This is a genomic window from Massilia paldalensis (assembly GCF_044901715.1).
GTDB lineage: Bacteria > Pseudomonadota > Gammaproteobacteria > Burkholderiales > Burkholderiaceae_D > Telluria > Telluria paldalensis.
This window is the reverse complement of sequence record NZ_JBJCIU010000001.1, coordinates 1,492,463-1,507,905: the sequence shown is the minus strand read 5'-3', so window position 1 is coordinate 1,507,905 and position 15,443 is coordinate 1,492,463. Positions and strand designations below refer to the sequence as shown.

The following is a 15,443-nucleotide window of genomic DNA, read 5'->3' as shown; positions in this document are numbered from 1 at the left end:
CGCATGCTCCGGTTGGGATGGCGCGATGATGGCGCCGGGGCGCCCGTTCCCTCTGTACGGCAGCGCGCATTGTGCGCGTCAATACTACTGAAAAGGCGTTGTTCGCGTTAGTTATGTGAGGTGCCGGCAGCCTGGCGGCAGCGCAGCGCCGCGCGCAGTAGCAAGGCCGGTGTCGTCAGGCACATGTCGTCCAGGATGCGCTGCCATCCGGAGTAATGGACCAGATAGCGGCTGGCCACGCCACGAAAGCGCAGCAGCCACGTCTTGAAGCGGCTGTGCCATCCGTTCACGTTCTGGATGTGAAGCGCGCCACGTGCGCGGACGCCCGCTTTGACGTTCACCGCTTCATGGCTCAATCCTGCCTTCGCCGCGAAGGTCCGGTAGGCCAGCGCCGCATCGCTGACGAGCAGCACATCCTGAGCCAAGACCGGTCCGAGGCACCGCGCCAGCTGGCTTGCCGTGACGGGGCCCCGGCCCGTATGAAAATCCAGCGTGTGGCCGCTGCGGTCGCGCGCCACCAGCAGGCAGTCGTGCTCGCGATTGATTCCGCGATGCCGGGCCACGCCACCCCGTCTCCTCGGCGGCCGAGTCAAGTGGCGCGAGCCCTTCTGAGATTCGAGCAGGTACGTTTCATCCGCTTCGACGATGGCCGACAATCGCACGGGTCGCTCGTGCATGGCACCCGGCAGAAAGCGATGACGCCAGCGAAAGCTGGTCGTACGGTGTACGCCGGTGACCGTGGCGGCATCGCGTACCGTGCGCGACTCCAGCAAGCACTGCAGATATGGCAGCCATTTCTCCTTCTTGCGCAGCCGCGCGAGCGGCGTTCCCGTCAAGGCGTTATAGCTGCGCCGGCAGCGGCAACAACGAAAGCGTTGCAAGCCGCTGGCGTGGCCGCAGCGGTGTACGCGGGGGCAGGCGCAATGGGGACATGGGGGCGTGCCGGCCGCGCCTGCGATCACGGCCAGGCACTCGCCCGGATGCGCGATGGAGGCCAGCCAGTGGCGCAGCCGCGCCAGCTCGTCGATACCTAGTGACAAGCGCTCCAGGGCAGCGAACAAGTCATCGAACGGCATGCTGCGCATTGCGTTCTCCCCATGAGTTACCTCGACCGTGGGTAAGACCGCAGAGATAGCGTCCGGTTCACATAATTAATGCGAACAACGCCACTGAAAAACCGACCTCGCCTTCCCGAGCGGATTTATACTCGGCATTTCGCCCAACCACCGCCAAGGAACCATGATCCGCCGTCCCCTGTCCTCGATCGCCCTGCTGCTCGCGCTTGCCCATGCCGGCGCGCCGGCCCTCGTCCACGCCGCCACCGCCGACCATGCCGCCGCCGACGCCGCCCCGGCCGCGCGCGACCTGCGCGAAACGTACACCAAGTACGAATACCGCATCCCGATGCGCGACGGCACGCGCCTGTTCACCGTCGTCTACGTGCCGAAGGATGCGTCAAAACGCTATCCCTTCCTCGTGCAGCGCACGCCGTACAGTGCCGGCGTGCAGGCCGACGGCGAGCTGCACTACGGCCAGGACTGGTACCCGAAATCGATCGGCCCGTCGAAGGAATTCGAGGACGCCGGCTACATCTTCGTCAAGCAGGACGTGCGCGGCCGCTACATGTCGGAAGGTAAATGGGTCGAGGCGACCCCGCACGTGAACCCGCAGCGCGGCCCCGGCGAAGGCCAGGAAAGCCAGGACATGTACGACACCATGGAATGGCTGCTCAAGCACGTCCCGAACAACAACGGCAAGGCCGGCATCCTGGGCATCAGCTACCCGGGCTTCTACACGTCGGCATCGATCATCGATTCGCACCCGTCGATCAAGGCCGCGTCGCCGCAGGCGCCCGTGACGGACCTGTTCATGGGCGACGATTCCTACCACGGCGGCGCGTTCATGCTGGCCGCGAACTTCGGCTTCTATTCCAGCTTCACGGAACAGCAGAACCCGACGCCGCTGCCCAAGACCTGGTCCGCGTTCGACTACGGCGCGGCCGACGGCTACGACTTCTTCCTGAAGCACAAGACGCTGCAGAACATCCTGTCGACCCTGACGCCGCAGCAGCGCGCCCTGCTGCAGCCGACGATCGAGCACGACACCTACGACCAGTTCTGGCAGATGCGCGCCATCGCGCCGCACCTGAAGAACATCAAGGCCGCCGTGCTCACGGTCGGCGGCTGGTTCGACGCCGAGGACCCGCAAGGCCCGCTCACCACCTACCACGCCGTCAAGAAATACAACCCGTCGATCTTCAACGGCCTCGTGATGGGACCATGGGTCCATGGCGGATGGGCGCGCTACGACGGCAAGCGCCTCGGCAACGTCTCGTTCGACAGCAGGACGGGCGAGTACTTCCGCACCCAGATCCAGTTCCCGTTCTTCGAGGAGCACCTGAAGGGCGTGAAGCCGGCGCGCGCGATCGCCCCCGTGACCGCGTTCGAGACGGGCTCCAACGTCTGGCGCCAGTACGACGCCTGGCCGCCCGTCCAGGCCAAGCCGCGCACGCTGTACTTCGGCGCGGGTGGCACCCTCACATGGCAGCAGCCGGCGGCGGCAGCGGCGCCCGCCTATGACGAATACGTGTCCGATCCGGCCAAGCCCGTCCCCTACATCGCCTACCCGGCCACCGGCGTGCCGCAGGAATACATGGTGTCGGACCAGCGCTTCGCCAGCACCCGTCCGGACGTGCTGACCTACCAGAGCGAGGTGCTGGAAGACGACGTGACCGTCGCCGGCCCCGTGCAGCCGAAGCTGTTCGTGTCGACCACGGGCACGGACGCCGACTGGGTGGTCAAGCTGATCGACGTGTACCCGCAGGAGTATCCGGCCGGCGAACGCGCGCCGCGCGGCAACGACGTGGGCGCGCCCGGCACGACGCTGGCCGGCATGCAGCAGCTGGTGCGCGGCAATCCGCTGCGCGGCAAGTTCCGCCACGGCTTCGAGAAACCGGAACCCTTCGTGCCCGGCAAGGTGGAAGCGGTCGACTTCCAGCTGGGCGACGTCAACCACACCTTCCGCCGCGGCCACCGCATCATGGTGCAGGTGCAGAGCTCCTGGTTCCCGCTGGTCGACCTGAACCCGCAGACCTTCGTCTCGATCCCGAAGGCCAGGCCGGAGGACTTCCAGAAGGCGACCCAGCGCGCTTACCACGCGCCGGAGACGCCGTCCGGCCTGCAATTGCTCGTATTGCCGCAGCGTTGAGTCTTGGACGCGGCCTCCCGAGGCCGCGTCCAGGCCCCCTCATGCCGCGTTGAGCAGCGCGGCAGCCTCGGCGCGCGTCGGCGTCACGTGCTCCAGGCGCACGCTGGTGATGCCGGCCGCCGCCAGCCGCCCGTCGACGAGGAAGCCGCAGTGCCGTCCCGCGTCCTTCGCACGGTACAGCGCGTGGTCCGCGAACACGAGGGCCTGCTGCCAGTCGAGCAACGCGGCGCCGTCCGCCGGCATCGACAGAGCGCCGGCGCTGATGGTGACGTGCGCCACCGCGTCCTCCGCGGCCACGACGGGACACGCCGCCACCGCGTCGAGCAGTTCGCGCACGACGCCCGCGTGCCGCGACGGCGCCATGCCGTCGAGGTGCACGAGGAACTCCTCGCCGCCCCAGCGCAGCACCGAGCCGCGCGTGCCGACGGCCGCCTGCAGCCGCCGCGCCACTTCGACCAGCACGGCATCGCCGGCGGCGTGGCCGTGGCGGTCGTTGATCGACTTGAAATGGTCGATGTCGAGCAGGACGAAGCACTGGTCGGCCCGGGTGCCGGCCCGGGCGCGCGCCGTCATGGCGTCGCGGAAGGAGCGGCGGTTCAACAGGCCCGTCAGCGTGTCATGCGTCGAGTGGAAGGCCAGTTCCTCGTTGAGCACCTGCAGGCGCCGCGCGCCGCGCGCCGAACGGCGATACAGCACGCATGCCACGGCGCACAGCAGCAGCGCCGCGGCGGCGCCGGCCGATGCGACGATCTGCCACAGGCGGCGCTTGCGCAATTCCGTGTCCTTGGTCGCATTCTCGCGCCGCAGCGCATCGTTCTCCGCGGCGCGGCGCTGCACGTCGAACTGCTCCTGCAGCACCGTCACGGCATTGGCCCGCTCGGCGGCGCTGAGGCGGTCGCCGATGTCCTGGCGTTCCCGCAGTGCCGCCAGGGCCTGGCGGTAATCGCCCGCCTCCTGCAGCAGGCGGCTCTTTTCCTCGAGGGTGTTGACCAGGTCAGGCCAGGACGAGTCCGCGCGCATCGCGGTCGCGGCCTCGTCGATCTGGACCATGCCGTCCGCCAGCCTCCCCTGGCCGACCAGCGCGATGCCCAGGTTGACTTTCGCCATGCGGGCGATGGGCACGTTGCCGGCGCGCTGCGCGGCCGCGAAACCGGCGCGGGCGCTGCGCTCGGCGTCCTGCCAGCGCTTCTGCAGCAGGTAACCGTCGGCCATGTTCGCCAGCGCGCTCGCTTCCAGCATCGTCAGGCCGTTGGCGCGCGCGATCGCCAGCCCGTGTTCATAGGCCTGGAGGCTGCGTCCGGCATGCCCGAGCATGCCTTCGGCGATGCCTTCGATGACATGCTTGCGCACCTGCCGCCCCGGCGACAGCGTGCCGCCGGCGGGCACGATGGCGTGCAGCGCGGCCAGCACCTGCTCGGGCGATCGGGTATAGACCTTCAGCTTGGCGATCGCCAGCCGCAGGGCGTTGGGCGTCGGGCCCGCCAGGCCGGGCCGGCGCATCGCCATGTCGAGTGCGCGCAGGTAGTGGCTGAGCGCGAAGTCGTACTGGCCCAGTGCCAGGTAGATGTCGCCGTAGGCCTGCTGCAGCGATGCCGTGAACTCGGGCGCGCTCAGCATCGCTTCGCGGCTGTCGAGCGCATTGAGCGCGGTGAGCGCCGCCGCCGGCTGCGAGTCCGCCATGCTCGCGATGCGCGCCAGCGCCCCGTAGGCGGCATTCGCCTCGTCGCCCTCCGCGCTGGCCAGACGCTCGATCTGCGTGGCGGCATCGGCTGCCGCCGCGTTGTCGCCCACGTCGGCCTTGGCCTGGCGCAGCTGCTTCAGGTAGGCGATGCGGTGCGCGTACGGGGAGCCGGCTTCGTAGCCGCCTTCCGGCTCGGACGCCGCCGGCGCGGCATGGCCGTTGCCGGCCAGCGCGATCGCCGCCGCGACGAGGGCGGCCGCGCACAGGCGCAGGCTTCGGGGGGTGCGTGCTTCGTTGAACCGCTTCATGTCCGTGTCCCTTCGTCGGTTGGCAGACGGCGTTGCTAATCGAGCTTGAGCGTGGCGTCGAGCACGCAGGCCGCGGGGTCGAGCGGGCGCCCGAACCAGAACCCCTGCATCTCGTGGCAGCCGTCTTCCAGCAGCAGGCGCGCCTGCTCCGGCTGTTCGATGCCTTCCGCCACCACGCCCAGCCCCAGGCAGCGTGCCGCCGTCACGATCGCCTGCACGATGGCGCGCGATTCGGCGCTCTGGCCGAGATCGGACACGAACGCGCGGTCGATCTTGACCTTGTCGATCGGCAGCCTCTTGAGATACGCGAGACTCGAGTACCCCGTGCCGAAATCGTCGATGCTCAGCACGACGCCCGCTTCCTTCAGCCGGTTCATCACGGTGACGCTGCGCTGCACGTCCTGCATCGATGTGGACTCCGTCAGCTCCAGTTCCAGCGCGCCGCGCGGCAGGCCGTGGCGCGCGAGCGTGGCCACGACGCGCGCCGCGACGTCCTCGTCCAGGAACTGGCGCGCCGACAGGTTGACCGCCATCGTCAGGTCCGGATGGCCCGCGTCGCGCCAGGCGCGCAGCTGCGCGCAGGCCTGGTCGAGCACCCAGGCGCCGATCGGGATGATCAAGCCGCTTTCCTCGGCCACAGGAATGAACTCGGCCGGCGACACGGGTCCGTAGCACGGGTGGTGCCAGCGCAGCAGCGCCTCGAAGCCGGCGACGCGGCCGCTGAGCAGGTCCACCTTCGGCTGGTACACCAGCGTGAGCTCGGAACGTGCCAGCGCCCCGCGCAGATCATGTTCCAGGTTGCGGCGCTGCGGCTGCCACTGGCTCGCCTCGAATTCGCGCGCCATCCCGTGCCCCTGGGTCTTGGCGTGGCGCAGTGCTGCCTGCGCCTTGCACAACAACGACTCGGCATCCGTGCCGTCGCGTCCGAAGACGCTCCAGCCCAGCGTCACGCTGCCGTGGATGGCCTGCACGCCGACCTGCACCGGTTCGTTGAGCACCTGCTGCAGCGTGTGCAGGCGCGCGCAGCAGCCTTCCGCGCCGGGACGGAGCCACAACAGGAAGGTGCTGCCCCCGGCCCGGGCCACGACATCGTCTGCACCGGCATGACCGCGCAGGCGGTCGGTGATCTCGACCAGCACGGCGTCGCCGCAGGCATGGCCGTCCTGTTCGTTGATGGCGCCGAGCGCATCGATGTCGATCGCCACCAGCAAGGCGCTGGCGGCCGCGTTCCCGCCCTCATCGGCCTCGGCGCCGGCATGGCGACCGATCGCCTGTTCCACGGCCTGGCGGTTGGGCAGGCCCGTCAGCGGGTCGCCGGCCAGGCGAGCGCCGCGCTGCCGGTGCTCCGTCCGCGCACCGTGCGCGTTCAGCCGGTTCAAGGTCGACAGGGCCGCCTCGCGCAAGGCGACCAGCTCCTCGACGGCGCGCGCCAGCTGGCACAGCAGGTCGAGTTCCTGGAACGTGGGCACGCGCGGCACCGTGTCGATCACGCACAGCGTCCCGATGCGCCGGCCGTTGGCGCAGATGGGCATCCCCGCATAGAAGCGGATGCCGGGCGTGCCGGAGACCAGCGGATTCGTGGCGAAGCGCGGATCGGCGCTCGCGTCGGCGACCACGAACGGCTCGTCGCCAAGGATCGCGTAGGCACAGAACGAGATGTCGCGCGAAATTTCCCGCCCTTCCAGGCCGCAGCGCGCCTTGAACCACTGGCGTCCGTCGTCCAGGAACGAGACGAGGGCGATGGGCGCGGCCAGGCTGGCGCAGGCGATGCGGGTGATGCGGTCGAACAGTTCGTCCGGCTCGCTGTCCAGCAAGCCCGTCGCGCGCAGCACGCGCAGGCGTTCCGGCTCGTCGGGCGGTAGCGGTGCAACGTGCGCGCACGACATGCTGGATGCCACCGCCTGCGCCTGGTACACGACGACACCGCCGTTCTCGGTGCGCATTGCCTCCTGCAAGGCCATGCCGGCTTGCGCCAGCAAGTCTGCGCCGCACATGCCGTGGCGGTGCACGGCGATGCCGATGCCGGCCGGGGCTCGCGCGTCCAGGCCCGGCGCGGACGCCGCCAGTTCGGCCAGGATGCGTCCCGCCGCCGCGCGTCCGGCCTGCCGGGCAGCGTTGCCATCGCCACCGTCGACCAGGGCCACCAACTCGCCGTCGAGACGTGCCGCATAGCCGGCGGGGCCCAGGACGGCCGAGATACTTGCCGCGGTTGCCCGCAACTGCGCCTCGTCCCTGCCCGCGTCCGCCAGTCCGACGTGCAGCACCGCCACGCCGCCGTACGGTCCCTCCACTCCCGCGGCGGCGATCCGGCGTTCGAGCTCGCTCACGAACGCGTAGCCGTTCGGCAGGCCCGTGAGCAGATCGTGCGTCGCCTCGAAATGCATGCGCCGCTCGATCGACTTGCGCGCCGAGATATCGCGCAGGAACAGCGCGAAGCCCGTGCCTTCCGGGCGGTGGATGGGACCGACCCACAATTCGACCTCGCATTCGGCGCCGTCGCTGGCGAGCATGGCAAGCTGTGTCGGGCAATCCGAGACGCCACCGTCCACGTCGAGGAAGCGCTCGATGCCCGTTATGCCGCCGGAACCGGGCGTCCGCGGCGCCAGCAACGCCGAGAAGTCCTGGGCCAGCGCCTGCGCGCGAGTCCAGCCGAACATCGTCTCGGCCTGGGCGCCCCAACCGGTGATGCGCCCGCGCGCATCGACCTCCACGAAGGCATCATGGGCCTGGTCGAGCAGCTGGCGCAAGCGGCGCGCCTCCGCGCAGCGCCGGTCCGCCTCTTCGCGCTCGGCCGTGATGTCCGTCATCAGCCCCGTATAGACGACACGGGTGGGCGAGGCGACGGTGCGCGTGGTGCGCATGCGTACCCACACGATGCGGCCATCCCTGCGCAGCAGGCGGCAGCTATGACGCCAGTCGGCGCCGGTGGCCACGGCTTCCTCGATCGACGCGGCCCAGGCAGCCCTGTCATCCGGATGCACCGGCATGACGGTCCAGTCGGCACGGATCGCTGCGGCGCTGACGCCCGTCATCTGTTCCCATCGCTCCGACAGGTACAGCAGGCCCCGGCGGCCGTCCGCATCGACGAACCACTGGTACACGGCGGCCGGCTGGCCCGCCGCGCGGCGCCGTGCCGTATCCATGGCTGCCGTGGCGGGATGGTGCTGGTCTGCAAGACTGAATATCATCGATGTTTGCCTGTCGCGAAGTAGCGGTGCCCAGAGCACCGGGGAGGCACGCCAGGCTTGGTCGGCCCGTGACTCGACTATAGCACCGTTTTTACTGAGTTTCCTACTGGAATTATTGCGGAATCCTCGTTTTCATCATTTTGTATCCGGCAAAACACATGCAGGTTTTCGTATTTGATGATGTTCAGTATCGTTTTTATCGTTTCAACTGGTATTCGGTAGCGATGCACCCCAGCTGACATCCCTAACACTGCATGTTAGTCTTGCCAAACTTGCCATAGCACTGGAGAACTGCCTTGTCCATGATCCGCCGTCTCACCGCCCTCCTCCTGTCCGCGGGCCTCGCGTCGGGCACGCAGGCGAACGCCCAGTCCCCTGCCGGCGCCGCCCCGCTCAAGCAGCAGGTTGCCGCACGCGTCGACGGCATGTACCCCTGGCTGGACGGCGTCTACAAGGACTTGCACGCGCATCCCGAGATCTCGTTCCAGGAAATCCGCACGGCCGGCAAGCTGGCCGGCGAGATGCGCAAGCTGGGCTTCACGGTCACGGAAAAAGTGGGCAGGACGGGCGTGGTGGCGGTGCTGCGCAACGGCGCCGGGCCGACCGTGCTGGTGCGCACGGAACTCGACGGCCTTCCCATGGAGGAAAAGACGGGCTTGCCGTATGCGAGCCGCGCGCGGGTCCAGTCCGGCGGGCGCGAGACCTATGCCACGCACAGCTGCGGCCACGACGTCCACATGGCCAGCTGGCTGGGCGCCGCGCGCACGCTCGTCGAATTGAAGGGGCAGTGGCAAGGCACGCTGGTGTTCATCGCGCAGCCGGCCGAGGAAACCGTGTCCGGCGCGCGCGCCATGCTCGATGACGGGCTGCTGACGCGCTTCCCCAAGCCGGACTATGCGTTCGCGCTGCATTCCTGGCCGCTGGCTTACGGGAAGGTCGGCTTCGAGGCCGGTCCGGTGTCGTCGAACTCGGATGCGATCGAGATCGTGTTCAAGGGCCGCGGCGGCCATGGCTCGGCGCCGGACAAGGCCATCGATCCCATCGCCATCGCGGCGCGCTTCGTCGTCGACGTGCAGACGGTCGTCAGCCGGGAAAAGGATCCGAAGGAATTCGGCGTGGTCACGATCGGCGCGATCCAGGGCGGCACGGTCGGCAACATCATCCCGGACAGCGTGCAGGTGCGCGGCACCATCCGCTCGTACAGCCCCCAGGTGCGCGACAAGCTGCTGGCCGGCGTGCGCCGCGTGGCCGAGGCGTCCGCCCTGATGGCCGGCGCGCCCGCGCCCGACGTGGAGCTGGTCAGCGGCGGCAAGGCGATCGTCAACGATGCGGAGCTGGTGCGGCGGACGGAAGCCGTGTTCCGCGACGCGTTCGGCGCCGAGAACGCGAAGCGCATGCCCGCCATGACGGCCAGCGAGGATTTTTCCGCCTACGCCGACCAGGGGATTCCGTCGATGTTCTTCTTCACGGGCGTGTACGACCCGAAGGACGTGGCGGCCGCGGAGGCGCCGGGCGGCAAGCCCCTCGCCTTCAACCATTCGCCGTTCTATGCGCCGGTGCCGGAACCGTCGATCAAGACGGCGGCCCAGGCCATGAGCCTGGCCGTGCTGAACGTCGTGCGCAAGTGAACCGGAAATGAGCCGGAAGTGAGCCGGAAGTGAGCCGGTTCAGCGGCCCCGCTTGAGGCCCGCGACCATGTCCAGCAGGCTGGCGCGCGCCGCCGTCCACGGCGTGCCGGCCAGTTCCGCCGCGCAGGTGGCGCAGGGCTCGAAGGGATTGCAGTCGTGCGCCAGTTCCACGTAGTTGGTCCCGACGGCCAGCTTGGCCGCGGCGCTATCCTTGCGGCCTGCGCCCGCGCCGGCCGGGGCGCCGTCCTTGGCCAGCCACTTCTCGAACGGCTCGAGCGCGACGCCGGCCGGCACGTACCAGCGCTTGCGGCCGGGGTTCCAGCGTGCGCCCAGGGCGCGGGCTTCGTCTTTTTCGGCGTAGGGGACGTTCAGGAAGGTCATCGGTGGCGGCGCGGCGGGATTGCTGGGGGCACCGATCCTAACCCATCCGCATCGGATGCGCAATCGCGCCCGGCCGCCGAAAAAAAAGGTCCCGGGCGCCTTGCGGCGACCGGGACCAGGCACAACCCCCTTGAAAAGCAAGCCCCTAGCGTTGCATGCCCCAGCGGCGCACGGTCAGGCGCTCGACGTACTGGAACACGATGTTCTCGAACAGCAGGCCGATCAGGATCACGGCGGCCAGGCCCGCGAACACGCGGTCGGTAAACAATTCGTTACGGCTCTGGAAGATGTACCACCCGAGCCCGCCCTTGCCGGACGTGGCGCCGAACACGAGTTCGGCCGCGATCAGCGTGCGCCAGGCGAAGGCCCAGCCGATCTTGAGTCCCGACAGGATCGCCGGCAACGCCGCCGGCACCAGGATCTGCGTGACCATGCGCACGCCCTTGAAGCCGTAGTTGCGGCCGGCCATGCGCAGCGTCTCGGGCACGGCCCGGAAGCCCGCGTACGTGGACAGCGCCAGCGGCCAGGTCACGGAATGCATCAGCACGAAGACGAGGCTGCCCTTGCCCAGGCCGAACCACAGCAGCGCCAGCGGCAGCAGCGCGATGGCCGGTAGCGGGTTGAACATCGCGGTCAGCGTCTCCAGCAGGTCGCGCCCGACGCGGGTGGAGATCGCCAGCGACGTCAGGACGAAGGCGGTGGCGACCCCGGCCAGGTAACCCTGCACCAGCACCCACAGCGACACCCCGACGTAGCGCGGCAATTCGCCCGAGACGAGCCCCTCCACGAAGGCGCGCGCCGTCTGCAGCGCGCCGGGCAGCAGCAGGTCGTTGTCGGTCCAGCGCGCCGCCAGCTCCCACACGACGGCAAGCACCAGCAGCAGCACGGCCTTGCGCAACCAGCCGGACTGGCCGAGCCGCTGCGCCGCCGTGAACGGCTGGACGGCGTCCGGGGCGGCCGTGAAGGCCAGCGCCGCCGCCGGCAATTCGATCTCGGGACGGATCGGCGGATCCCATTGCGCGCTCATGACTGCACCGCCAGCGTCGCTCCCGGTCCTGCGCCGGGCAGGCCAGGTTCGCCATCCGCGCCGAACAGCAGCCGGTGGATGCGCGCGGCCGCGGCCTGGAATTCGGTGCCGCCGGCGCTGTGCAGGCCGAACTGGTGGCTGTTGATCTCGGCGCGCACGCGCCCCGGATGCGGCGACAGCAGCAGGATGCGGTTGCCGACCACCAGCGCCTCCTCGATCGAGTGGGTCACGAACAGCATCGTGAAGCGGGCTTCTTCCCACAGGGCCTGCAGCTCTTCCTGCATGCGCCGGCGCGTCAGCGCGTCAAGCGCCGCGAACGGCTCGTCCATCAGCAGGATCTCGGGCTGCATCGCCAGCGCGCGGGCGATGGCCACGCGCGCCTTCATGCCTCCCGACAGCGTGTGCGGATAGGCGTCGGCGAAGCGGGCCAGGCCCACCTTGCCGATCCAGTGCAGCGCGCGCGCCTCGGCCTCCCGTTTCGGCACCTTGTTGGCCAGCAGCGGAAACATGACGTTCTGGCGGACGGTCTTCCACGGCGGCAGCTGGTCGAATTCCTGGAACACGACGATACGGTCCGGCCCCGGCCCCGCGATGGGTCGGCCGTCCAGCGCCAGGCTGCCCGCGCGCGGCGCGATGAAGCCGCCGACGGCCTTGAGCAGCGTCGACTTGCCGCAGCCGGAGGGTCCGAGCAGCACGAAGCGGTCGCCGCGCCAGACGTCGAAACTGACCTCGTGGGTGGCGCGCACGGTGCCCTTGTCGGAAGGGTAGTCGATGGTGACGCCGCGCGCGCGCAGCAGCGGTTCGTTCTGCACCACCTGGAACGGTAAGACGGTCATGGAAGCCTCCTGTCCTTGCACCTTCGGTTCAACTGCCGGAGGCGAGCGCCGGGTGCGCGAAGAAATAGTCGCGCCAGCTCGCCGGCTTGTTGCGGATCGCCCCGGCCTGGCCCATGAACTGCGCCAGGCCCAGCGTGTTCTGCGGCGCGACCTTGAACTGGTTCTTCGGGTCGCTGATCACTTTCAGCAGTAAGGCGCGGTCGATCTTCGCCTTCGTCACGCGCAGGTAGGCGTCGGCGGCCAGGGCCGGGTTCGCGGTCACCAGCTTCGCGGCCTCGTCCAGGGCGTCCACGAAGGCACGGTAGGTCTTCGGATTGTCCTTGACGTACTTCTCGGTGGCGTACAGCACTGTCGACGAGCTGGGGCCGCCCTGCACGTCATAGGAATTCAGCACGATGTGGGCGGCCGGGTTGCCGGCCAGTTCCTGGTCCTGGTACGGCGGCGTGGCGAAGTGGCCATTGATCTCGGTGCCGCCCTTGATGATCGCGGCGGCGGCGTCCGGATGGGGTACCGCCTGCGTCAGCCGGTCCAGCTTCGCGAATTCCCCGGCGCCCCACTGCCTGGCCGCCGCCATCTGCAGGATGCGCGCCTGCACGGAAACGGTAACGGCGGGCAGCGCGATGCGGTCCTTGTCCGTGAAGTCGGCGATCGTCTTGACGTTCGGGTTCGTCGAGACGAGGTAGTACGGGAAGTTGCCGAGCGACGCCACGCCCTTGACGTTCTGGCGCCCTTTCGTGCGGTCCCAGATCGTCAGTAGCGGACCGACACCGGCGCCGGCCACGTCGATGGCGCCGGACAGCAGCGCGTCGTTGACGGCGTTGCCGCCCGAAAGCTGGATCCACTCCACCTTGATGGGCACGCCCTGCTTCTGGCCGTGCTTCTCGATCAGCTTCTGGTCCTGGGCCACGTTCAGCAGCAAGTACACGACGCCGAACTGCTGCGCGATGCGCAGCTGGCCCTCGGCCCGCGCCGAGGCCGGGGCAAACGCGGCGGCGAACATGGCGGCCAGTGCCGCGGTGGCGCCCAGCTTCTTGAAAATCACACGCATTGGTATCCTTGTCGTTTCGGTGTCAGAAAGGCGCGTCGCCTTCGATCGTCGTGCGGTACAGCTTGCGGCGCTGGTCGTCCGGGCAGCCGGCCGCCAGATGCATCAGCGAGCGGTTGTCCCAGAACACCATGTCCTGCGGCTGCCACTGGTGGCGGTAGATGTGTTCGGGCCGCGTGCTGTGGTCGAACAGCTGGTCGAGCAGGTCGCGGCTCTCGTCTTCGGGCAGGCCGACGATGCGGGTCGTGAAGTGCTCGCTCACGAACAGCGCGCGGCGGCCCGTCTCCGGATGCGTGCGCACGACCGGGTGCACGACGGGCTTCACTTCGTCGATCTGCGCCTGCGTCAGGTTCGGCCGCCATGGATTTTTCTTCTGCAGGTCGGCATAGCGGCACAGGTAGCTGTGCTCGGCCTGCGCGTGTTCCACGGCGCGCTTCAGGTGGCCCGGCAGGCGGTCCCAGGCCGTGTGCTGGTTGGCAAACAGCGTGTCGCCGCCGTCGCGCGGCAATTCCTGGGCATGCAGCATCGAGCCCAGGCTCGGCTTTTCCTTGTACGACAGGTCGGAATGCCAGAAGTGGCCCGCATCGCCCAGGCCGATCGGCTGGCCGTTCTCGCGGATGTTTGACACGACCAGCACTTCCGGCTGGTTCGGCAGCTGGAACTGGCGCAGCACGTGGATCTGCAGGGGACCGAAGCGGCGGCTGAACGCGACCTGCTGCGCGGGCGTGATGTGCTGCTCGCGGAACACCAGCACGTGGTGCACGAGGTGGGCGCGGTGCAGGCGTGCGAAATCGGCGTCGTCGATGGGCAGCGACAGGTCGAGGCCGAGGACCTCGGCGCCCAGCGGCGCATCGAAGGGCCGGATGGCGAACTGCTGGCGGGTGTTCAGTACGGCGGACATGGGTGCTCGCGGATGAGTCTTGGAGCGCCCAGAGTAGTCAGGCGTGGCCAGGCCGACAACGAAGGTTTTCGAGGATCGACATGCGAAATTCCGCGATGGCGGTCGATCGCGGGGCATGCAGGGGGCATGCGGCCCCCTGCTGCGGCCCCGGGGTTATATCGATATCATCAAACTGTCTGATGAAGACGGCGTCTCAGCGGCAGAGCTGCCCGAAGTCGCCGACGGGAGGGACGGTGGGCACGCCGTCCAGGTCGGTGCGCCGCTCCTGTGCCTTGCGCTCCATGAGCGCGCCGTTGCCGGCGCCGGGGCTGTCGTCGCGGTAGGCCGCATCCGCCTGGGCCTGGGCCAGCGTCACGTAGCGCGCGCCGGCCGCGTCGAGCCGGTCCAGCACGGTCGGCAGCGTCGCCGCGCTCCAGGCGCCCAGGTGGGTCAGCAGCACCTGCGGCACCACGCGTCCGTACAGGCGCTCGGACAGCGCCTTGTTGCGGGCGATCTGCGCGTCGATGCGCGCCAGGTAGCCCTCCTTCATCCGCGCGATGGCCGCCTCGTCGCCCTTGTCCAGGCAGCGCGCGTAGGCGTCCGTATAGGCCCAGTCGTCGAAGCCGAGGGCGACGTCGGCCACCCGATAGCCTTGCGCCTTCAGGCGCGCGAGCGCCTGGTCGTGGCGCTCGCCCTTGCCGCCCGCGTCGAGGAAGGGATAGCGCAGCCAGTGCCAGTCGTCCTCGCCCATGCGCTCGCCCAGCAGCGCTTCGTTGGCAGCCGCGTCGTCCAGCCAGGCCTGCAGCGACGGCGCCTGGGACAGGCCCAGGTGGCTGAACGTGTGGTTGCCCAGCGGGTAGCCGGCCTGACGCCAGCGCACCAGCACCTCCGAGCTGTCGGGATGCTCGCGCAGTCCCTTGCCGTTGACGAAGCCATAGGCCTCGGGCACGCCATGGCGCTTCAGCGTCTCGATATAGGACCGGGCGATGCCGGCGCGGGTCAGGCCGCGCGGCAGCGGGCCGTGCACGGGCAGGTCGTCGACGGTGACGGCGACGTCGAAGCGGTCGGCGGCAGTGTCGGCCGCAGCGTCGGCGGCGGCCGAAGGTCCCGCGGCGAACAGCGCGCCGCACAGCAGCGCAAGCAAACGAAGGGTTGGTTTCAAGCGTCGGTCTCCCGTGATCGGATGCCTCGATTATTCCCCGAACCATGCCGATCATGCAATCGGCACACTGGATGAGCGGGCACGAATGGCCGTATCATGG

The 15,443-nt window shown here is 69.1% G+C and carries 11 protein-coding genes; 2 read left to right on the top strand and 9 right to left on the bottom strand.

Features of this window, described 5'->3' with window-relative positions; all coding sequences use genetic code 11:
* Nucleotides 1-107: 107 nt before the first annotated feature.
* Nucleotides 108-1,085 carry an IS1595 family transposase gene (locus ACI1V7_RS06620; RefSeq protein ID WP_404530952.1) on the bottom strand — a complete coding sequence of 326 codons (978 nt, stop codon included), beginning with the start codon at nt 1,083-1,085 and terminating at the stop codon, nt 108-110.
* A gap of 154 nt (nt 1,086-1,239) precedes the next feature.
* Here ACI1V7_RS06620 and ACI1V7_RS06615 point away from each other — a divergent pair, with 154 nt between their 5' ends.
* A complete protein-coding gene (locus tag ACI1V7_RS06615; protein ID WP_404530951.1) occupies nt 1,240-3,207 on the top strand; it encodes a CocE/NonD family hydrolase in 1,968 nt (655 codons plus the stop codon).
* A gap of 39 nt (nt 3,208-3,246) precedes the next feature.
* On the opposite strand, the gene ACI1V7_RS06610 is transcribed toward ACI1V7_RS06615, so the two are convergent.
* On the bottom strand, nt 3,247-5,196 hold the full coding sequence (locus tag ACI1V7_RS06610; protein ID WP_404530950.1) for a diguanylate cyclase: 1,950 nt from the start codon (nt 5,194-5,196) through the stop codon (nt 3,247-3,249).
* Nucleotides 5,197-5,231: 35 nt separating this feature from the next.
* The gene (locus ACI1V7_RS06605; protein WP_404530949.1) at nt 5,232-8,384 is read right to left on the bottom strand and encodes a bifunctional diguanylate cyclase/phosphodiesterase; all 3,153 of its coding nucleotides are present in this window, start codon (nt 8,382-8,384) and stop codon (nt 5,232-5,234) included.
* 302 nt (nt 8,385-8,686) lie between these two features.
* Here ACI1V7_RS06605 and ACI1V7_RS06600 point away from each other — a divergent pair, with 302 nt between their 5' ends.
* Entirely contained in the window at nt 8,687-10,012 is a 1,326-nt protein-coding gene (locus ACI1V7_RS06600; RefSeq protein ID WP_404530948.1) for an amidohydrolase, read from the top strand.
* Between the two features lie 39 nt (nt 10,013-10,051).
* Here the strand turns inward: ACI1V7_RS06600 and ACI1V7_RS06595 are convergent, their stop codons facing one another.
* From ACI1V7_RS06595 to ACI1V7_RS06570, 6 genes are all read right to left on the bottom strand, one after another.
* Entirely contained in the window at nt 10,052-10,393 is a 342-nt protein-coding gene (locus ACI1V7_RS06595; RefSeq protein ID WP_404530946.1) for a DUF5710 domain-containing protein, read from the bottom strand.
* Between the two features lie 145 nt (nt 10,394-10,538).
* Nucleotides 10,539-11,420: an ABC transporter permease gene (locus ACI1V7_RS06590; RefSeq protein WP_404530945.1), complete on the bottom strand. Its 882-nt coding sequence runs from the start codon at nt 11,418-11,420 to the stop codon at nt 10,539-10,541.
* Entirely contained in the window at nt 11,417-12,256 is an 840-nt protein-coding gene (locus ACI1V7_RS06585; RefSeq protein ID WP_404530944.1) for an ABC transporter ATP-binding protein, read from the bottom strand. Before ACI1V7_RS06585 ends, ACI1V7_RS06590 begins: the two co-directional genes overlap by 4 nt.
* Nucleotides 12,257-12,284: 28 nt before the next feature.
* Nucleotides 12,285-13,256 (bottom strand): ABC transporter substrate-binding protein, encoded by a 972-nt coding sequence (locus ACI1V7_RS06580; RefSeq protein ID WP_404531552.1) that lies wholly within the window; start codon nt 13,254-13,256, stop codon nt 12,285-12,287.
* Between the two features lie 70 nt (nt 13,257-13,326).
* A complete protein-coding gene (locus ACI1V7_RS06575; RefSeq protein WP_404530942.1) occupies nt 13,327-14,202 on the bottom strand; it encodes a TauD/TfdA dioxygenase family protein in 876 nt (291 codons plus the stop codon).
* Nucleotides 14,203-14,395: 193 nt separating this feature from the next.
* Nucleotides 14,396-15,343, bottom strand: a complete 948-nt coding sequence (locus tag ACI1V7_RS06570) for a polysaccharide deacetylase family protein (RefSeq protein ID WP_404530940.1) — start codon at nt 15,341-15,343, stop codon at nt 14,396-14,398.
* Nucleotides 15,344-15,443: the final 100 nt, after the last annotated feature.